The 13,717-nt window shown below is 59.0% G+C and carries 13 protein-coding genes and 1 pseudogene; 6 read left to right on the top strand and 8 right to left on the bottom strand.

Annotation, left to right across the window (positions count from 1 at the left end; all coding sequences use genetic code 11):
• Positions 1–9: 9 nt before the first annotated feature.
• Positions 10–492 carry a GreA/GreB family elongation factor gene (locus RSE16_08620; GenBank protein WRH74788.1) on the top strand — a complete coding sequence of 161 codons (483 nt, stop codon included), beginning with the start codon at positions 10–12 and terminating at the stop codon, positions 490–492.
• Here RSE16_08620 and RSE16_08615 read toward each other — a convergent pair.
• Together RSE16_08615 and aspS are read right to left on the bottom strand one after the other, a co-directional pair.
• Positions 480–1,364: an alpha/beta hydrolase gene (locus RSE16_08615; GenBank protein ID WRH74787.1), complete on the bottom strand. Its 885-nt coding sequence runs from the start codon at positions 1,362–1,364 to the stop codon at positions 480–482. The genes RSE16_08620 and RSE16_08615 overlap by 13 nt on opposite strands.
• On the bottom strand, positions 1,361–3,142 hold the full coding sequence (gene aspS / locus RSE16_08610; protein ID WRH74786.1) for an aspartate--tRNA ligase: 1,782 nt from the start codon (positions 3,140–3,142) through the stop codon (positions 1,361–1,363). Before aspS ends, RSE16_08615 begins: the two co-directional genes overlap by 4 nt.
• 179 nt (positions 3,143–3,321) lie before the next feature.
• Here aspS and rnd point away from each other — a divergent pair, with 179 nt between their 5' ends.
• Both rnd and RSE16_08600 read left to right on the top strand, forming a co-directional pair.
• The gene (gene rnd, locus RSE16_08605; protein WRH74785.1) at positions 3,322–4,494 is read left to right on the top strand and encodes a ribonuclease D; all 1,173 of its coding nucleotides are present in this window, start codon (positions 3,322–3,324) and stop codon (positions 4,492–4,494) included.
• A 2-nt stretch (positions 4,495–4,496) separates the two neighbouring features.
• Entirely contained in the window at positions 4,497–4,814 is a 318-nt protein-coding gene (locus RSE16_08600) for an I78 family peptidase inhibitor (protein ID WRH74784.1), read from the top strand.
• A 3-nt stretch (positions 4,815–4,817) separates the two neighbouring features.
• On the opposite strand, the gene RSE16_08595 is transcribed toward RSE16_08600, so the two are convergent.
• Positions 4,818–5,399, bottom strand: coding sequence for a DnaA/Hda family protein (locus RSE16_08595; GenBank protein ID WRH74783.1), 582 nt, complete (start codon positions 5,397–5,399; stop codon positions 4,818–4,820).
• Between the two features lie 33 nt (positions 5,400–5,432).
• Positions 5,433–6,680: a heavy-metal-associated domain-containing protein gene (locus RSE16_08590; GenBank protein WRH74782.1), complete on the bottom strand. Its 1,248-nt coding sequence runs from the start codon at positions 6,678–6,680 to the stop codon at positions 5,433–5,435.
• A gap of 62 nt (positions 6,681–6,742) precedes the next feature.
• On the opposite strand from RSE16_08590, the gene purM reads away from it, so the two are divergent.
• The gene (purM, locus tag RSE16_08585; protein ID WRH74781.1) at positions 6,743–7,837 is read left to right on the top strand and encodes a phosphoribosylformylglycinamidine cyclo-ligase; all 1,095 of its coding nucleotides are present in this window, start codon (positions 6,743–6,745) and stop codon (positions 7,835–7,837) included.
• Positions 7,830–8,390, top strand: a pseudogene (gene purN / locus RSE16_08580) (phosphoribosylglycinamide formyltransferase). The gene purM and the pseudogene purN overlap by 8 nt, the downstream one beginning before the upstream one ends.
• A gap of 53 nt (positions 8,391–8,443) precedes the next feature.
• Here purN and RSE16_08575 read toward each other — a convergent pair.
• The 4 genes from RSE16_08575 to RSE16_08560 form a co-directional block, all read right to left on the bottom strand.
• On the bottom strand, positions 8,444–8,686 hold the full coding sequence (locus tag RSE16_08575; protein WRH74780.1) for a hypothetical protein: 243 nt from the start codon (positions 8,684–8,686) through the stop codon (positions 8,444–8,446).
• 105 nt (positions 8,687–8,791) lie between these two features.
• Positions 8,792–9,214, bottom strand: coding sequence for a nucleoside-diphosphate kinase (gene ndk, locus RSE16_08570; protein WRH74779.1), 423 nt, complete (start codon positions 9,212–9,214; stop codon positions 8,792–8,794).
• Between the two features lie 84 nt (positions 9,215–9,298).
• On the bottom strand, positions 9,299–9,736 hold the full coding sequence (locus RSE16_08565; protein ID WRH74778.1) for a DNA polymerase III subunit chi: 438 nt from the start codon (positions 9,734–9,736) through the stop codon (positions 9,299–9,301).
• 41 nt (positions 9,737–9,777) lie between these two features.
• Positions 9,778–11,235, bottom strand: a complete 1,458-nt coding sequence (locus RSE16_08560; GenBank protein WRH74777.1) for a leucyl aminopeptidase — start codon at positions 11,233–11,235, stop codon at positions 9,778–9,780.
• A 206-nt stretch (positions 11,236–11,441) separates the two neighbouring features.
• Between RSE16_08560 and lptD the strand changes: the two genes are divergently transcribed.
• The gene (gene lptD, locus RSE16_08555) at positions 11,442–13,667 is read left to right on the top strand and encodes an LPS assembly protein LptD (protein WRH74776.1); all 2,226 of its coding nucleotides are present in this window, start codon (positions 11,442–11,444) and stop codon (positions 13,665–13,667) included.
• Positions 13,668–13,717 lie beyond the last annotated feature (50 nt).

Genomic DNA, 13,717 nt, shown 5'->3' with positions numbered 1-13,717 from the left:
GGCCAGCGCATGACCGAACGCACCAATCCCATCACGCCCGCGGGCTTTGCCGCGCTGCATGCCGAATATGAGCGGCTGTTCGCCGTCGAACGTCCGGCGGTGGTCGAGATTGTCAGCTGGGCCGCGGGCAATGGCGACCGCAGCGAAAATGGCGACTATATTTACGGTCGACAGAAATTGCGCGCCATCGACCGGGAACTCGGCCGGCTTTCCCGCAAGATGAAAGCGGCCAAGGTGATTGACCCCACCCAGCAGCCTGACCGTAATCGCGTGTTTTTCGGCGCAACCGTTACCATCGCTGATGAAGATGACAATCAGCGCAGCGTGACACTGGTGGGTGATGATGAGGCGGACGCTGGTCAGGGCCTGATCGGCTGGAATTCGCCGCTTGCTCGCGTTTTGCGCGGCGCCTCTGTCGGCGATCTGCGCACGGTTCAGCTGCCTGCCGGGGCAAAGGAATGGGAAATCGTCGAGATCCGCTATCCCGGCTGAGCGAGGCTGGCGATCAGCGCAGCCAACCGGTCAGGCACTTCCATTGGGATGAAATGAGAAATTTCAGGCCAGTGCAGATCGTTTGCACCGGCAATCGCTGCGGCAAGATCGGGCGCGGTCGGGCTAATCGAAAAATCCATCGGACCTTGGCGTTCGGCATTGCGCGCACGCAGGATAGTGGTCGGACAGGCGATGCCGCCAATCCAGTCATAGGGGTTGTTGCGCCATGAACCCATATAGGCCGATGCTTCCAACGCAGGCGGACAGGCCAGTTCCCAATCGTCACCATCGTGCGCAGGAACCAGACCGAAACGGCAATAATCGGAGAGCACATCAGGGCGCCACTGTGCGTAAGGTGAGCGTGCAAAAAAATGCGCGTTCATCTGATCTGCGCTCTCCCAGCGGGCGCGGCGACGCGCGACGGGATGGTCGGCAAGCTCTCCATCGAGATTTTGCGGTACGTCACCATAAAATTCGCGGGGCATCATTACCGGATCGACTAGCAGCAATCCGGCAATATTTTCTGGGACAAGCGCCGCAGTTCGGGCGGCGACATAGCCACCCATGCTGTGACCGACTGCGAAAACCGGCGAAGCGCAGTTAGCTTGCACAAAATCGACAACATCGTCGGCTGTTACCAGCCAGTCCGACAGCGAGGCCGGGCGATAGCTGCGGCCATGGCCCCGCAGGTCGAGCGCTATGATATGCCAATCGGTCGGCAACGCGGCAATGGTTGCACCCCAGCAGCGAGCATGGAAGCCCGTTGCGTGGAGTAACAACAGGGTTGGCCGGTGGTCAGCGGGATAGCCCCATTCGAACCAGCATAATTCCCCGTTCGCGGCAGCGAAGCGATGCTCGGTCGGCCCGGTCAAGCCTTTGGCTGCTCCACAATGCGCAGATCAAGTTCGCGAAGCTGCTTCATGGTCGCCGGCGATGGCGCACCCATCAGCAGGTCTTCAGCACGCTGGTTCATCGGGAATAGCGTGATTTCACGAAGGTTCTGCACACCGCACAGCAACATCACCATGCGATCCACACCTGCCGCCATACCGCCATGCGGCGGCGCGCCATATTGGAAGGCACGGTACATGCCGCCGAAACGTTCTTCTACATCGGCCTTTGAGAGGCCGACCAGTTCAAACGCCTTGACCATCAAATCGGGATGCTGGTTCCGGATCGAACCCGATGCGAGCTCATAGCCGTTGCAGACCATGTCATATTGATAGGCTTTGATCGTGAGCGGATCCTGATTGTTGAGCGCATCAAGCCCGCCCTGCGGCATTGAAAACGGGTTGTGCGCGAAGTCGACCTTCTTCTCGTCCTCGTCCCATTCGTAGAAGGGAAAGTCGATGATCCAGCAGAAACGGAAGGCATCCTTTTCGATCAGGTCGAGCTGGTCGCCGACGCGCGTGCGTGCGGCACCAGCGAGTTTTGCGGCCTGTTCTTCCTTGCCGGCAGCGAAGAAGCAACCATCGTCGGGCCCAAGGCCAAGCGCCGCATAAAGCGCCTGCATGCCTTCCTCTCCATGATTTTTGGCGATCGGACCGCCAAACTCGCCGCCCTTCCGCGTGACATAGCCAAGACCCGCATGCCCTTCGCTACGCGCCCAGTCATTCATGTCGTCGAAAAATTTGCGGCTCTTTTCGGCAGTTGCCGGGGCCGGGATCGCGCGGACCACGCCGCCACCTTCGACAATGCGTTCGAACAAACCAAAACCGGATTTGCGGAAATGTTCGCTGACATCATGGATGATCAGCGGATTGCGCAAGTCGGGCTTGTCGGTACCATAATCGAGCATCGCCTTGGCATAAGGAATGCGCGGGAATTCACCTGCGGGCGTAACCGTTTTGCCATTCGCGAATGTTTCGAAGATACCGGCCATGACCGGTTCCATCGTTTCCCAAACCTCTTCCTGGGTGACGAAGCTCATTTCAAGGTCGAGCTGATAAAATTCGCCCGGCAGACGGTCGGCGCGCGGATCTTCGTCGCGGAAGCAGGGGGCGATCTGGAAATAACGGTCGAAGCCAGCGACCATCAGCAGCTGTTTATACTGCTGAGGTGCCTGCGGCAGCGCAAAGAATTTGCCGGTGTGAATGCGGCTTGGCACCAGAAAGTCGCGCGCACCTTCGGGCGACGACGCCGTCAGGATCGGGGTCGAAAATTCGGTGAAGCCAATATCTTCCATGCGACGGCGCGTTTCGCGGATGATCGCGGTGCGCGTCATAATGTTGGCGTGCAGCGTTTCACGGCGCAAATCGAGGAAGCGATATTTGAGGCGGATTTCCTCGGGATATTCCTGCTCTCCAGCCACTGGAAGCGGCAGTTCATCCGCGCGGCTAAGCACGGTTGCACCACGCGCAAACACCTCGATCTCACCGGTGGGAAGGTTGGCATTGACAGTCGAAGCACTGCGGGCCTTCACCTCGCCTTCGATGGTCACAACACTTTCCACGCGCAGTCCTTCAAGGATTTCCAGCGCCGGACTGTCGCTGTCAGCGACGATCTGCGTCATACCATAATGGTCGCGAAGGTCGACGAACAGCACGCCGCCATGGTCGCGCTTGCGGTGAACCCAGCCAGAAAGGCGGATGGTGGTGCCGACATCGGCAGCGCGCAACTGGGCGCAGTTATGTGAACGATAAGGATGCATGCAGCCGCCTAAGCGCGACGAAGGGGCTGTTTGTCAAGAAAAAGGGGAGCGATTACCCCGCCTTTTCCATTGAAACGCGAGTATTTGGTTCAGTTTATGCTGCCCTTGCATGCACACCTTATGGGAATGTAACGCAGGGGTCTGGCGGAGCGGAATGACCGGTGCTAGGAGCGCGCGGCATGCAGATTCTTCCACTCATCACGGACAGCGCACGACTTGCCGAATTTTGCGCCCGTCTTTCTCGGTCGCGGTTCGTCGCTGTCGACACCGAGTTCATGCGGGAAAATACCTATTATCCCGAACTTTGCCTCGTTCAGCTAGCCGACGAAAATGAGGCGGCCGCAATCGACCCGAAGGCCGAAGGCCTCGATCTGACCCCGATGCTGGAACTGATCACCAACAATGAAGATGTTCTGAAAGTCTTTCATGCCGGCGGTCAAGACATCGAGATATTCTTTAATTTAAGCGGACGGACGCCCCACCCGCTGTTCGATACCCAGATTGCAGCGATGGCTTTGGGCCAAGGGGAGCAGATCGGTTATTCGAACCTTGTAGATTTATGGCTGGGTATCCAACTCGACAAGGGCGCTCGCTTCACAGATTGGTCACGCCGGCCGCTCGACAAAAGACAGATCGATTATGCCGTTGGCGATGTGACGCACCTTGCCACGCTTTTCCCGATGATGCTGGAGAAACTGGTCAAAACCGGCAGGGGCGAATGGCTAAACGATGAAATGGAGCGACTCGCCGATCCCGATAACTATCGCAACGATCCTGAAACGGCATGGCGACGGATCAAATTGCAGTCGCGCAAGGCCGACGTGCTTGGCCGCTTGAAAGCGCTGGGTGCCTGGCGGGAACGCGAAGCGCAGCGCAAGAACATCCCGCGGGGCCGGATCATGAAGGATGAGACGATGGCCGACATCGCCTCACACCCGCCAAAGGCGCAGGCCGAACTGCCCAAGGTACGCGGACTTTCGCCCGCATGGCGCGACAATGAAATTGGCGCCCGGTTAATGGCGACAATTGCCGATGCGCCGCCGCTGCCGAAATCCGAGATGCCGGACCGGGGCAGCAATGGCCCCGGCGGCGGCAAGGAAGGTGCACTTGTCGCCGATCTTCTCAAGCTGCTGCTTAAGATCCGTTCACGCGAGATCAATGTCGCATCGCGTCTGATCACGCGCAGCGACGAATTGGAACGGCTTGCCGCCGGCGACCGTGAAGGTCTGGAACTTCTGTCCGGATGGCGTTTTGAACAATTCGGCCGCGACGCGCTTGACCTTGTCGAGGGGAGACTTGCCTTCGCCGTAGTCAACGGCAAGCTGAAGATGACGCGTACAGCGGAGGAATAAGCATGAACAAATGGCGTGCCCTGCCGGTTGCAATGCTTGCAACCGGGCTGTCGGCCTGTATCCCGGCATCACGGGAGCCGCAGCCCCCTCAAATTGAAGCCGGCCCACCTATTTCCGGACCATGTGACGCCGGCCCGGTGCAGCGCAATCTGGGCAAGACCTTAGATGCCGCACTCGGCGAAACGATGCGCCGCGAAGCAGGGGCCGAAGTTCTGCGCACCGCACCCGAAGGCGGGCCGATCACGATGGATTATAATGCTGGGCGACTGAACATCTTCTACGACAGCCAGCGAAAAATCGTCCGCATCAATTGCGGTTGATGTTCAGACGAGACGGCGCACCAGCGGCAGGGTGATTGCCGAACCTTCGGCAAGTGCCAGCGCGTTTGCACGTTTCGCGAAATCCTCAACCGCCGCATAGCTGCGCTCGATACGCCGCAAGACAAAGGCAAGCGCCTCTGGCCCGATTGAGGTGCCGCGATCGCGAAGATATTTCAGGAGCAACTGTTCGGCCAACTCGTCATCCGGCTCTCCTATTTCGAGCAATTGCGCAGCCCCCAAGCGCGAACGCAAATCGGGTAGTTCCACAAGCCAGTCCCCCGGCAGCTTACCCGAAAGCAGTAACAGCCCCTGCCCCGCATTTTTCGCCGCATTCCAGCGGTGGAACAGATCCACCTCACCCAATGTTTCAGCATCGTCAATCGCCTGCCCGCCTTGCGCCGCGAAATAGCGTCCCATCAGGCTTTTCCCCGATCGTTTCGGGCCAACAAGGATGGCGCAATGCCCGGGCCAAGCTGAATGATTGCCCAAGGCCGCAAAGGCGATGGCATTGGCCGCCGTGATGATCAGGCAGTCGTCAGTGCGGCCGGGATCAAGCTCATCAAATGGAAGGGCAATCTGCTGCATCAATATAACCCGCCCTGTGGCGCCGGCACAGATCTAGCGGAAACCACGCGCGCGCAGCGCTGCGCTCAGCACCTCAGGATCGCCCTGATATGTCACGCGGAGCACCGACGTTCCGCCAAGGGCAAGGCTCGTCGTCACCACCGACCGCACCCCAGGAATGCCGCGCAGCGCGGCCTCGGCGCGATCAACCGCCTCGGGGTTAGGCGTGTTCACTTGAACCGTCACCGTCACTTGCTGGTTCACTGTCGACGCGGCAGCAGGGCGGTTTGCCTGTTCCGTGCGCGCTTCATCCGAAAGCGAATCCACGGCTGCTGCCAAAGGATCCCTCGCCTCTAGCGATGCTTCGTCAGTGGCTTGTTCCAGTTCCTCCAAATCTTCCTCGTCGATCGTGTCTTCGAGCAGAAGCGAGGCTTCAGTACGCAACCGGCCGCTGCGGAAACTATCCTGCAGCAAGGCATCCATTTTCTGCACGCCCTGTGCCATCATCGCGGGAATGCCAGCCGCATTCTGGGCACGCAAGGTAAAGCTGCCAAGGAACCGGTTTTCAGGGCCATAGCGCGCGGCAAATTTACCAATGATCGGCCCGCCCGGATATTGCCGTTCCAGCCTGACAATCGGGTAGATTACATCGGCTGCGCCAAATTGATCAAGGATGACCCGCCACCAGCTGCGGCTGCGGCGGTCAAGCTGACCGGCATTGAGCAGCAGCGATTCGGCACCACCGCCAAAGGGACGGACATAATCGATCGCGCTATCAACAGTACGGAACTTGGCCCAAGCGGCCTGCCAAGGCGTTTGCCGTTCAAACACATAGGGCGATCCGTTGCTGATCATCACCGGAATGACGAGCAATGGCGCAGATTTGCGGCCGACGCCCTGCACGCCCAGCAACTGGCCTGCACGCGCGCGGTCGAACGAAACCCCCAGCCGCGCGATATAACGTCTCGGACCGATCTGTTCTTCTTCAACGATGATGGCCGATACGATTCCGTCGAGGGTCGTGTCCGCAAGCGTTGCGCCGGCGGTGCCATGAGTCTGGGCCCATAACATGGTCCATGCCTTGCGCTGCGCCTCTTCCCATCCGGCGCGACGCGCCTCATCGGCATTTTTGCCGGTTGCATTCACAATCACGCCAGTGACTTCAAAGTCGCCGCTGCTCGCAATCGGCGGAATTCCGCGCTTTGGACCTTCAATCTGGGCATGTACCAGCACGCCTCCGCCTGCCAGCAGCGGCAGTGCAAGCGCATATTTCCAAAAGGATTTGGACAGGCGGACCCTCATCGGGGGCCCTTTTGGCGACTTATGATTGGAAATCCAAGGGGGAAGTCGCTAGCGGCGGTAAAATGAGCGACAATGAGTCTTACACTTACGCCAAAGCGGGCGTCTCGATCGAAACCGGAAACGCCCTGGTGCGGGCAATCGCGCCGCTTGCCAAGGCCACCCGCCGTCCAGGAGCAGATGCCGACCTTGGCGGCTTTGGCGGCTTTTTCGACCTGAAGGCAGCCGGTTTCAACGATCCGCTGCTGGTTGCCGCCAATGACGGTGTCGGTACCAAGCTGAAACTTGCGATCGAAAGCGGCAAGCATGATGGCGTGGGAATCGATCTGGTGGCCATGTGTGCCAATGACCTGATCGTACAGGGGGCAGAGCCGCTATTCTTCCTGGATTATTATGCGACCGGAAAGCTCGATAACGATGTCGCAACTGCCGTCGTCGCCAGCATCGCCGAAGGGTGCAAGCAGGCCGGCTGCGCCCTGATCGGCGGCGAGACAGCGGAAATGCCGGGCATGTATTCAGACGGCGACTATGACCTTGCGGGTTTCTGCGTCGGCGCGGTTGAACGTGATCAGGTGCTGACAGCCGACAAGGTTGCCGAGGGCGATGTCATTCTTGGCCTCGCCTCATCCGGTGTGCACTCCAACGGATTTTCGCTTGTGCGAAGGCTGGCGGCAGACAAGGGCTGGAAGCTTGATCGCCCTGCCCTGTTTGACATCGAAACACTGTTGATCGACGCATTGATGGCACCTACGCGCATCTATGTGAAATCGCTCCTCCCGCTTGTCCGCAGTGGCAAGGTGCACGCCATGGCGCATATCACCGGCGGCGGCCTCTTGGAAAACATCCCGCGCATTCTTCCTTCAGGGCTGCACGCGCATGTCGATGCCGACGCTTGGGTCCAGCCGCGGCTGATGGCCTTCCTTCAAGCGCAGGGCAATATCGAGCCAGAAGAAATGGCGCGCACCTTCAACTGCGGGATCGGCATGGCCATTGTCGTTGCCGAAGCCGACGTTACGTCTGCAACCGCAGAACTCGAAGCAGCTGGCGAGACCGTCTATCGCATTGGCCATATCGCTAGCGGCGAAAAGGGCTGCACGGTTACAGGTTCCGTTGAAACCTGGAGCGCCAAGGCAGAGTGGAGCGCGACACATCATGGCTAAGGCCCGCATCGCCGTGCTGATTTCGGGGACCGGAACCAACATGGCGGCGCTGCTTTATGCCGCGAAAGCTGCAGACTGCCCGTATGAAATTATATTGGTTGCCAGCAACAACCCTGATGCAGCCGGTTTGAAGCTGGCTGAAGCAGAGGGGATCGCTACCTTTGCCCATCCGCATAAAGGCCTGATGCGCGAGGAGCATGACGCGATCATGCACGAAGCGCTGGTCGCGGCAAAAGCAGACTATGTTGCTCTCGCCGGATATATGCGCATCCTTTCAGCTAGCTTTGTCAGCAAATGGGAAGGCCGGATGCTCAACATTCACCCCAGCCTGCTGCCCAAATATAAGGGCCTTCACACCCATGAACGGGCCATTGAGGCAGGCGATAGCCATGGCGGTTGCAGCGTTCATCTCGTCACCGCCGAACTTGATGATGGCCCAATACTTGGCCAGACACAGGTTGCGATCCTGCAAGGTGATACTGCAGACAAACTAGCAGCACGCGTGTTGATTGCCGAGCACCAGCTTTATTCCCGCACGCTGGCAGCCTACATCGCGCGCTAAGCCGACACGACGCCTACACCGCTTAGAAATATAGCGGCCTGCCTCTAAATCTCGCTTTCATCAACCAACGGGCGGCTCTCCCGGGTTCCTTTGTAACGCGCATTGGGTTCGCTTTCACCCGGTGAGATGATCACATGGTCATCATGCACTTCAAGCAGAGTGCCAACAAAGGGGAAGTCGGCAAGGCTGCCTGTAACGCGATAGCTGACGGTATCGCCGACCTTAAAGGTCGCGGAATCGAAATTGAACTGAAAGGGGCAGTCTTCGCCCTCACCCATTCCCAACATGCGTGTCTCCTTTGCCCCGTCGGCATAGCGCGTGGCGCGGCGGGTGCAACAAAAAGGGCCGCCCGATCGCCCGGACAGCCCCTTTGAATTGGCCTGATCGCCGGATCAGCCGACGATTTCTTCAGGCTTGAAGAAGAAGGCGATTTCGATCGCGGCATTCTCGTCGCTGTCCGAACCATGGACGGTGTTTTCACCGATAGACAGGGCATGGGTCTTGCGGATCGTGCCCTCAGCGGCATCGGCAGGGTTGGTTGCACCCATGACTTCGCGGTTGCGCGCGACAGCGTCTTCACCTTCGAGCACCTGAACGACAACCGGTTCGCTCATCATGAAATCGCAGAGTTCGCCAAAGAAGGGGCGTTCCTTATGGACCCCGTAAAAGCCTTCGGCCTGTTCGCGGCTCATGTGGATGCGCTTAGAAGCAACGACGCGCAGGCCGGCTTCTTCAAGCATCTTGGTGACTGCGCCGGTCAGGTTGCGACGGGTGGCGTCGGGCTTGATGATCGAAAAGGTGCGGGTAACCGCCATGGGAGAACTCCATTTGTTGGGGAAAATGATTGGGCGCGCGTCTAGCGGCGCTTCGTCACAATGGCAAGTATCAAGGCAGCCTGCCTAAGGACCCTGCCGCCATTTGCCGCCATCCTGCTTCCAATAACGGCACTCGACATCGGCATTACCGGCCAATGCGCGCCATGCGGCCCGCGCGTTATCGGTCTTTCCCGGCGGAAAAAGATAGAATGCGCGATCGAATTGCAGCGCGGCATCGCGCCATTCACCGTCCGCGATCGCGACCATGCGCGCGCCATTGGAAGGGTCAGTGTCCAGCGAAAGGAGGATGGGTTGGTTCGCATCCCCTTCTGACCCTGCAAAACCGTGCGCTAGGAAAGTTTCCGGTTTCAGCGCCCACAAAGCTTCAGACAAGTGACCAGCTTGCACCTCGTCTCCAACGATCACCAGCAACCGTCCGCCATCGCCAACAATTTTCTGCGCAATGGCGGGGATGACCTGCTCGGCAGGATCACGGGTCAATTGATAGAAGTCGACTTGCATGGCCTATACCCCCTCCCGCAGGCGAGAGGGGCTATTCAAACTTATTGCTCGTAATTGTCGGCGACAAAGCGATCGAGCAGCTTCACGCCATAGCCGGTTGCGCCCTTCGCCCAGGTCGGCCCGTCCTTGTCACCCCAGACAGTGCCAGCAATGTCGAGATGCGCCCATTTGACGCCATCCTTGATGAAACGCAGCAGGAATTGCGCAGCGGTGATTGAACCCGCATCGCGTGGACCGACATTTTTGATATCGGCAATCGGGCTGTCGATCAGCTTGTCATAAGCGGGGCCGACCGGCATCCGCCACAATTTGTCACCACTGGCCTTGCCCGCCGCGATGAGTTTATCCGAAAGTTCGTCGCTGTTCGAAAACAGCCCGGCATGTTCCTTGCCGAGCGAAATGATGATCGCGCCGGTCAGAGTTGCGAGGTCGATGATCGTATCGGGATTATAGGTTTCCTGGGCCCAATGCAGCGCATCGCACAGGACAAGGCGCCCTTCAGCGTCAGTGTTGATCACTTCAACCGTCTGGCCGGCCATCGTTGTGACGACGTCGCCTGGGCGCTGGGCATTGCCATCGGGCATATTTTCCACAAGGCCGCAAATGCCGACGACATGCGCCTTGGCCTTGCGACCGGCGAGCGCCTTCATCGTCCCTGCGACGGCACCGGCACCGCCCATATCCCACTTCATGTCTTCCATGCCCGCAGCAGGCTTGATCGAAATGCCGCCCGTATCGAACGTCACGCCCTTACCGACGAAAACGACCGGCTTTTCTTGCGCGCCGCCCGTTCCATCCCAGCGCATCGCGATCAGGCGAGCGGGGCGGACCGAACCCTGCGCAACGCCCAACAGCGCGCCCATTCCCAGCTTTGCCATGTCCTGGTCGTCAAGCACGGTTATCTCAACGCCCAGTTCGGCCAGATGCCGGCAGCGCTCCACAAAGCTTTCAGGATAGATCACATTGGCAGGCTCGCTCACCAGTTCCTTGGTAAGGGCAACACCATTGGCGATCGCGCTATGCGTTTGCCATGCCGCCTCCGCACCGGCCGGGGCGCCAAACAAAGTGATATCGGTGATTGTCGGCTTTGCCGTTTCGGGCAACTTGGTCCGGTATTTGTCCATGCGCCAGTTGCGCAGCACAGCACCATAGGCAACCTCCGCCGCTGCCTTTGCATCAAGATTGGTGGCATGCACCGCAATGGTCTTTGCGCCGCAGGTTTGTACCTTGGCAAGGATTTCGCCGCCGGCGCGGATATAGTCTGCCGCATCACCATCGGCGACAGCGACCAAAATGATGCGCACGGTCCGCCCGCCTTCTTGCGAGAAGAAAAGGAAGCTCTGCCCGCTATTGGCCTCGAAACGCGCAAGTTTGGCAGTTTCGCGGGCGGCCGCCGGATTATCGAGCGGAAGGGCAAAACCGTCCCATGCGCTTTTTTGGACGATGAAAGCGAGCACATCGGTATCGGCGGGGCGCTCTGCGGCAAAATGAACCTGCATGGAAACTGCCTTTCAGCAAGAAAATAGGAAATGGAAGCGCGACACTGGGCCGCATAAATTCTGGTGCTCGCTATAAGCAAACATTCGGGCGTGATTAAAGCAAAAGATGGTTGCGGTTCACCTCTCTTATCGTCCAATGACTAATCCGGACGGTCAGCAGCACTGGACCGCCGCGAAACGGGGCGATAAAGGAGCGAGCCATAATCATGGCATTCCATCCCCCTCATCTTTCGAAGCCGGCTTTCACCCTGTGCGCAGCACTGGCCCTTGCGCTCGTTCCTGGCGGAAATGCCTGGGCGCAAAATGCCGCTGACGTCTCCGTTAAATCGGCAGAAGAAATCGCATTTTCCGCCGAGAAGCTGGAGTATGAAACCGCAACCGACACCGTGACCGCCAGCGGCAATGTCGTTGCAAGACGCGAAGGTTACACCTTACGCGCCGACACGATCGTCTGGGACAGGCGCAGCGGCAAGGTGACGGCATCGGGGAATATCCGGTCCGTTGGCCCCAAGGGCGATGTTGCCTATGGCGATTCGATAGAAGTCACCGACAGTCTGCGTGACGGCATCATCCAGAATCTGCTGCTTGTGATGAATGATGGCAGCAGGCTGGCTGCAAACACCGGTCGTCGCCTCGCCGATGGTAAGCTTACGCTTGAAGGTGCGGCCTATACGCCCTGCGCGGTCGAAACGCCCGAAGGCTGCCCGAAGGAGCCGAGCTGGCAGGTTCGGGCGGTCAAAGTCGTTTACGATCCCGCCAAAAAGCGGGTCCGCTATGTCGGCGCACGTATCGAACTGTTCGGTCTGCCGGTCATTCCGCTGCCCGGTCTTTCGCACCCTGCAGAAACCGATGCGGGCAGTGGCTTTCTTGTCCCCAATCTGCGTTTTTCGCGCAATAACGGCATCGAGGTTGAACAGGGCTATTACTGGCGTCTGTCCGAAAATCGCGATCTGCTGGTTTCAGGGCATGTGTTCAGCGATGTCGCGCCCATGGGCCAAGTTCGATATCGGGCATTGGAAGACAAGGGCGTCTTTCAGCTGACAGGATATGCAACCTACAGCAACCGGGTGTCGACGGCGGGCGGGCCGGCGGTCGGAAAAGATGTTTTCCGCGGTTATTTCGATGGTGTCGGAAAGTTCCAGCTCAATCCGGCTTGGTCAACATCGGCATCGATTCGCCTAGCAAGCGATCGCACCTTCCTGCGCCGCTATGACATCAGCCGCGATGACCGGCTACGCAGCAATATCAACCTCGAACGGATCGACGCGAACAGCTATTTCGCGTTCAACGGCTGGGCTGTCCAGACGCTGCGATCGGGCGACCAGCAAGGCTTGCAGCCCATCGCCCTGCCCGAAATTGATTATCGGCTGCGATTGACAGACCCGGTTCTGGGCGGGCGGGTGCAGGTGCAGGCGAACAGCCTGCTCATCGGCCGCACAGAAGGTCAGGATACGCAGCGCGCCTTTGGCGCAGCCCGTTGGGATTTGCGGCGTCTGACCGGGCTGGGCCAGGAAGTGAATTTCACGCTGCTCAGCCGCGGCGACGTTTATCATAGCGACGAAAATCTGAGCACGATCACGCCGATCTATCGTGGCGAAAAAGGTTGGCAGGCGCGCGGCAGTGCGGCTGCGGCGGTCGACATGCGCTGGCCCTTCGCGGGCAACGCCTTTGGCGGCACGCAGATCTTGACGCCACGCGTACAGTTGGTCGCGGCTTACACCTCCTCGAACCTCGACATGCCGAATGAGGATGCGCGCGCAGTCGATCTTGAAGACAGCAACCTCTTCGCGCTTAATCGCTTCCCCGGCTATGATCGGATCGAGGATAATGCCCGCATTACCTATGGTTTTGACTGGTCTGTGCGCGGCAAGGCGGTCGCTTTCGATTTCACCATGGGACAAAGTTACAGGCTGTCTGATCAGCCGACTATCTTTCCCGACGGAACCGGCCTGACCGACAAGATATCGGATATTGTCGGGCGCAGCGAAATCCGGTTCCGCGACATCGTCAAGCTGACCCATCGCTTCCGGTTGGACAAAGATAATTTCGCGATCCGCCGCAATGAGCTGGACGCGACTATCGGCACCCGCGGCACCTATGTGCAGGTTGGCTATCTGAGGCTGAACCGCAATATCGGCCCCGCGTTGGAGGATCTTTCCGATCGTGAGGAAGTCAGGCTGGCAGGGCGTCTGCGTCTCGCCCGCTATTGGTCGCTTTTCGGCTCGACGATCATCGATCTTACTGACCAGAAAGAAGATGTGCTGGCATTATCCGATGGCTTTGATCCAATCCGCCATCGGCTTGGCGTTGCCTATGACGATGACTGCCTGTCACTGGCGGTTACTTGGCGGCGCGATTACCAGCCAACGGGTGACGCACGGCGGGGCAATACCTTCTTGTTCCGACTGGCATTTCGGAATCTGGGCGTCTAAGGAAAGATCGGAAGGGGGCGACCGGCTTTTCAGCTAGCGTTCAGCCACGC

This window comes from Sphingobium sp., from assembly GCA_035196065.1.
In the GTDB taxonomy this organism is placed as follows: domain Bacteria; phylum Pseudomonadota; class Alphaproteobacteria; order Sphingomonadales; family Sphingomonadaceae; genus Sphingorhabdus_B; species Sphingorhabdus_B rara.
Note: the sequence above shows the minus strand (reverse complement) of the source record. Positions and strands in the feature narration are given on the sequence as shown.

Excerpts from the sequence above, each read along its gene's own strand:
- RSE16_08620 (WRH74788.1), top strand. The coding sequence starts at position 10 with ATGACCGAACGCACCAATCCCATCACGCCCGCGGGCTTTGCCGCGCTG.
- aspS (WRH74786.1), bottom strand. The coding sequence starts at position 3,142 with ATGCATCCTTATCGTTCACATAACTGCGCCCAGTTGCGCGCTGCCGAT.
- rnd (WRH74785.1), top strand. The coding sequence starts at position 3,322 with ATGCAGATTCTTCCACTCATCACGGACAGCGCACGACTTGCCGAATTT.
- RSE16_08600 (WRH74784.1), top strand. The coding sequence starts at position 4,497 with ATGAACAAATGGCGTGCCCTGCCGGTTGCAATGCTTGCAACCGGGCTG.
- RSE16_08595 (WRH74783.1), bottom strand. The coding sequence starts at position 5,399 with ATGCAGCAGATTGCCCTTCCATTTGATGAGCTTGATCCCGGCCGCACT.
- RSE16_08590 (WRH74782.1), bottom strand. The coding sequence starts at position 6,680 with ATGAGGGTCCGCCTGTCCAAATCCTTTTGGAAATATGCGCTTGCACTG.
- purM (WRH74781.1), top strand. The coding sequence starts at position 6,743 with ATGAGCGACAATGAGTCTTACACTTACGCCAAAGCGGGCGTCTCGATC.
- RSE16_08575 (WRH74780.1), bottom strand. The coding sequence starts at position 8,686 with ATGTTGGGAATGGGTGAGGGCGAAGACTGCCCCTTTCAGTTCAATTTC.
- ndk (WRH74779.1), bottom strand. The coding sequence starts at position 9,214 with ATGGCGGTTACCCGCACCTTTTCGATCATCAAGCCCGACGCCACCCGT.
- RSE16_08565 (WRH74778.1), bottom strand. The coding sequence starts at position 9,736 with ATGCAAGTCGACTTCTATCAATTGACCCGTGATCCTGCCGAGCAGGTC.
- RSE16_08560 (WRH74777.1), bottom strand. The coding sequence starts at position 11,235 with ATGCAGGTTCATTTTGCCGCAGAGCGCCCCGCCGATACCGATGTGCTC.
- lptD (WRH74776.1), top strand. The coding sequence starts at position 11,442 with ATGGCATTCCATCCCCCTCATCTTTCGAAGCCGGCTTTCACCCTGTGC.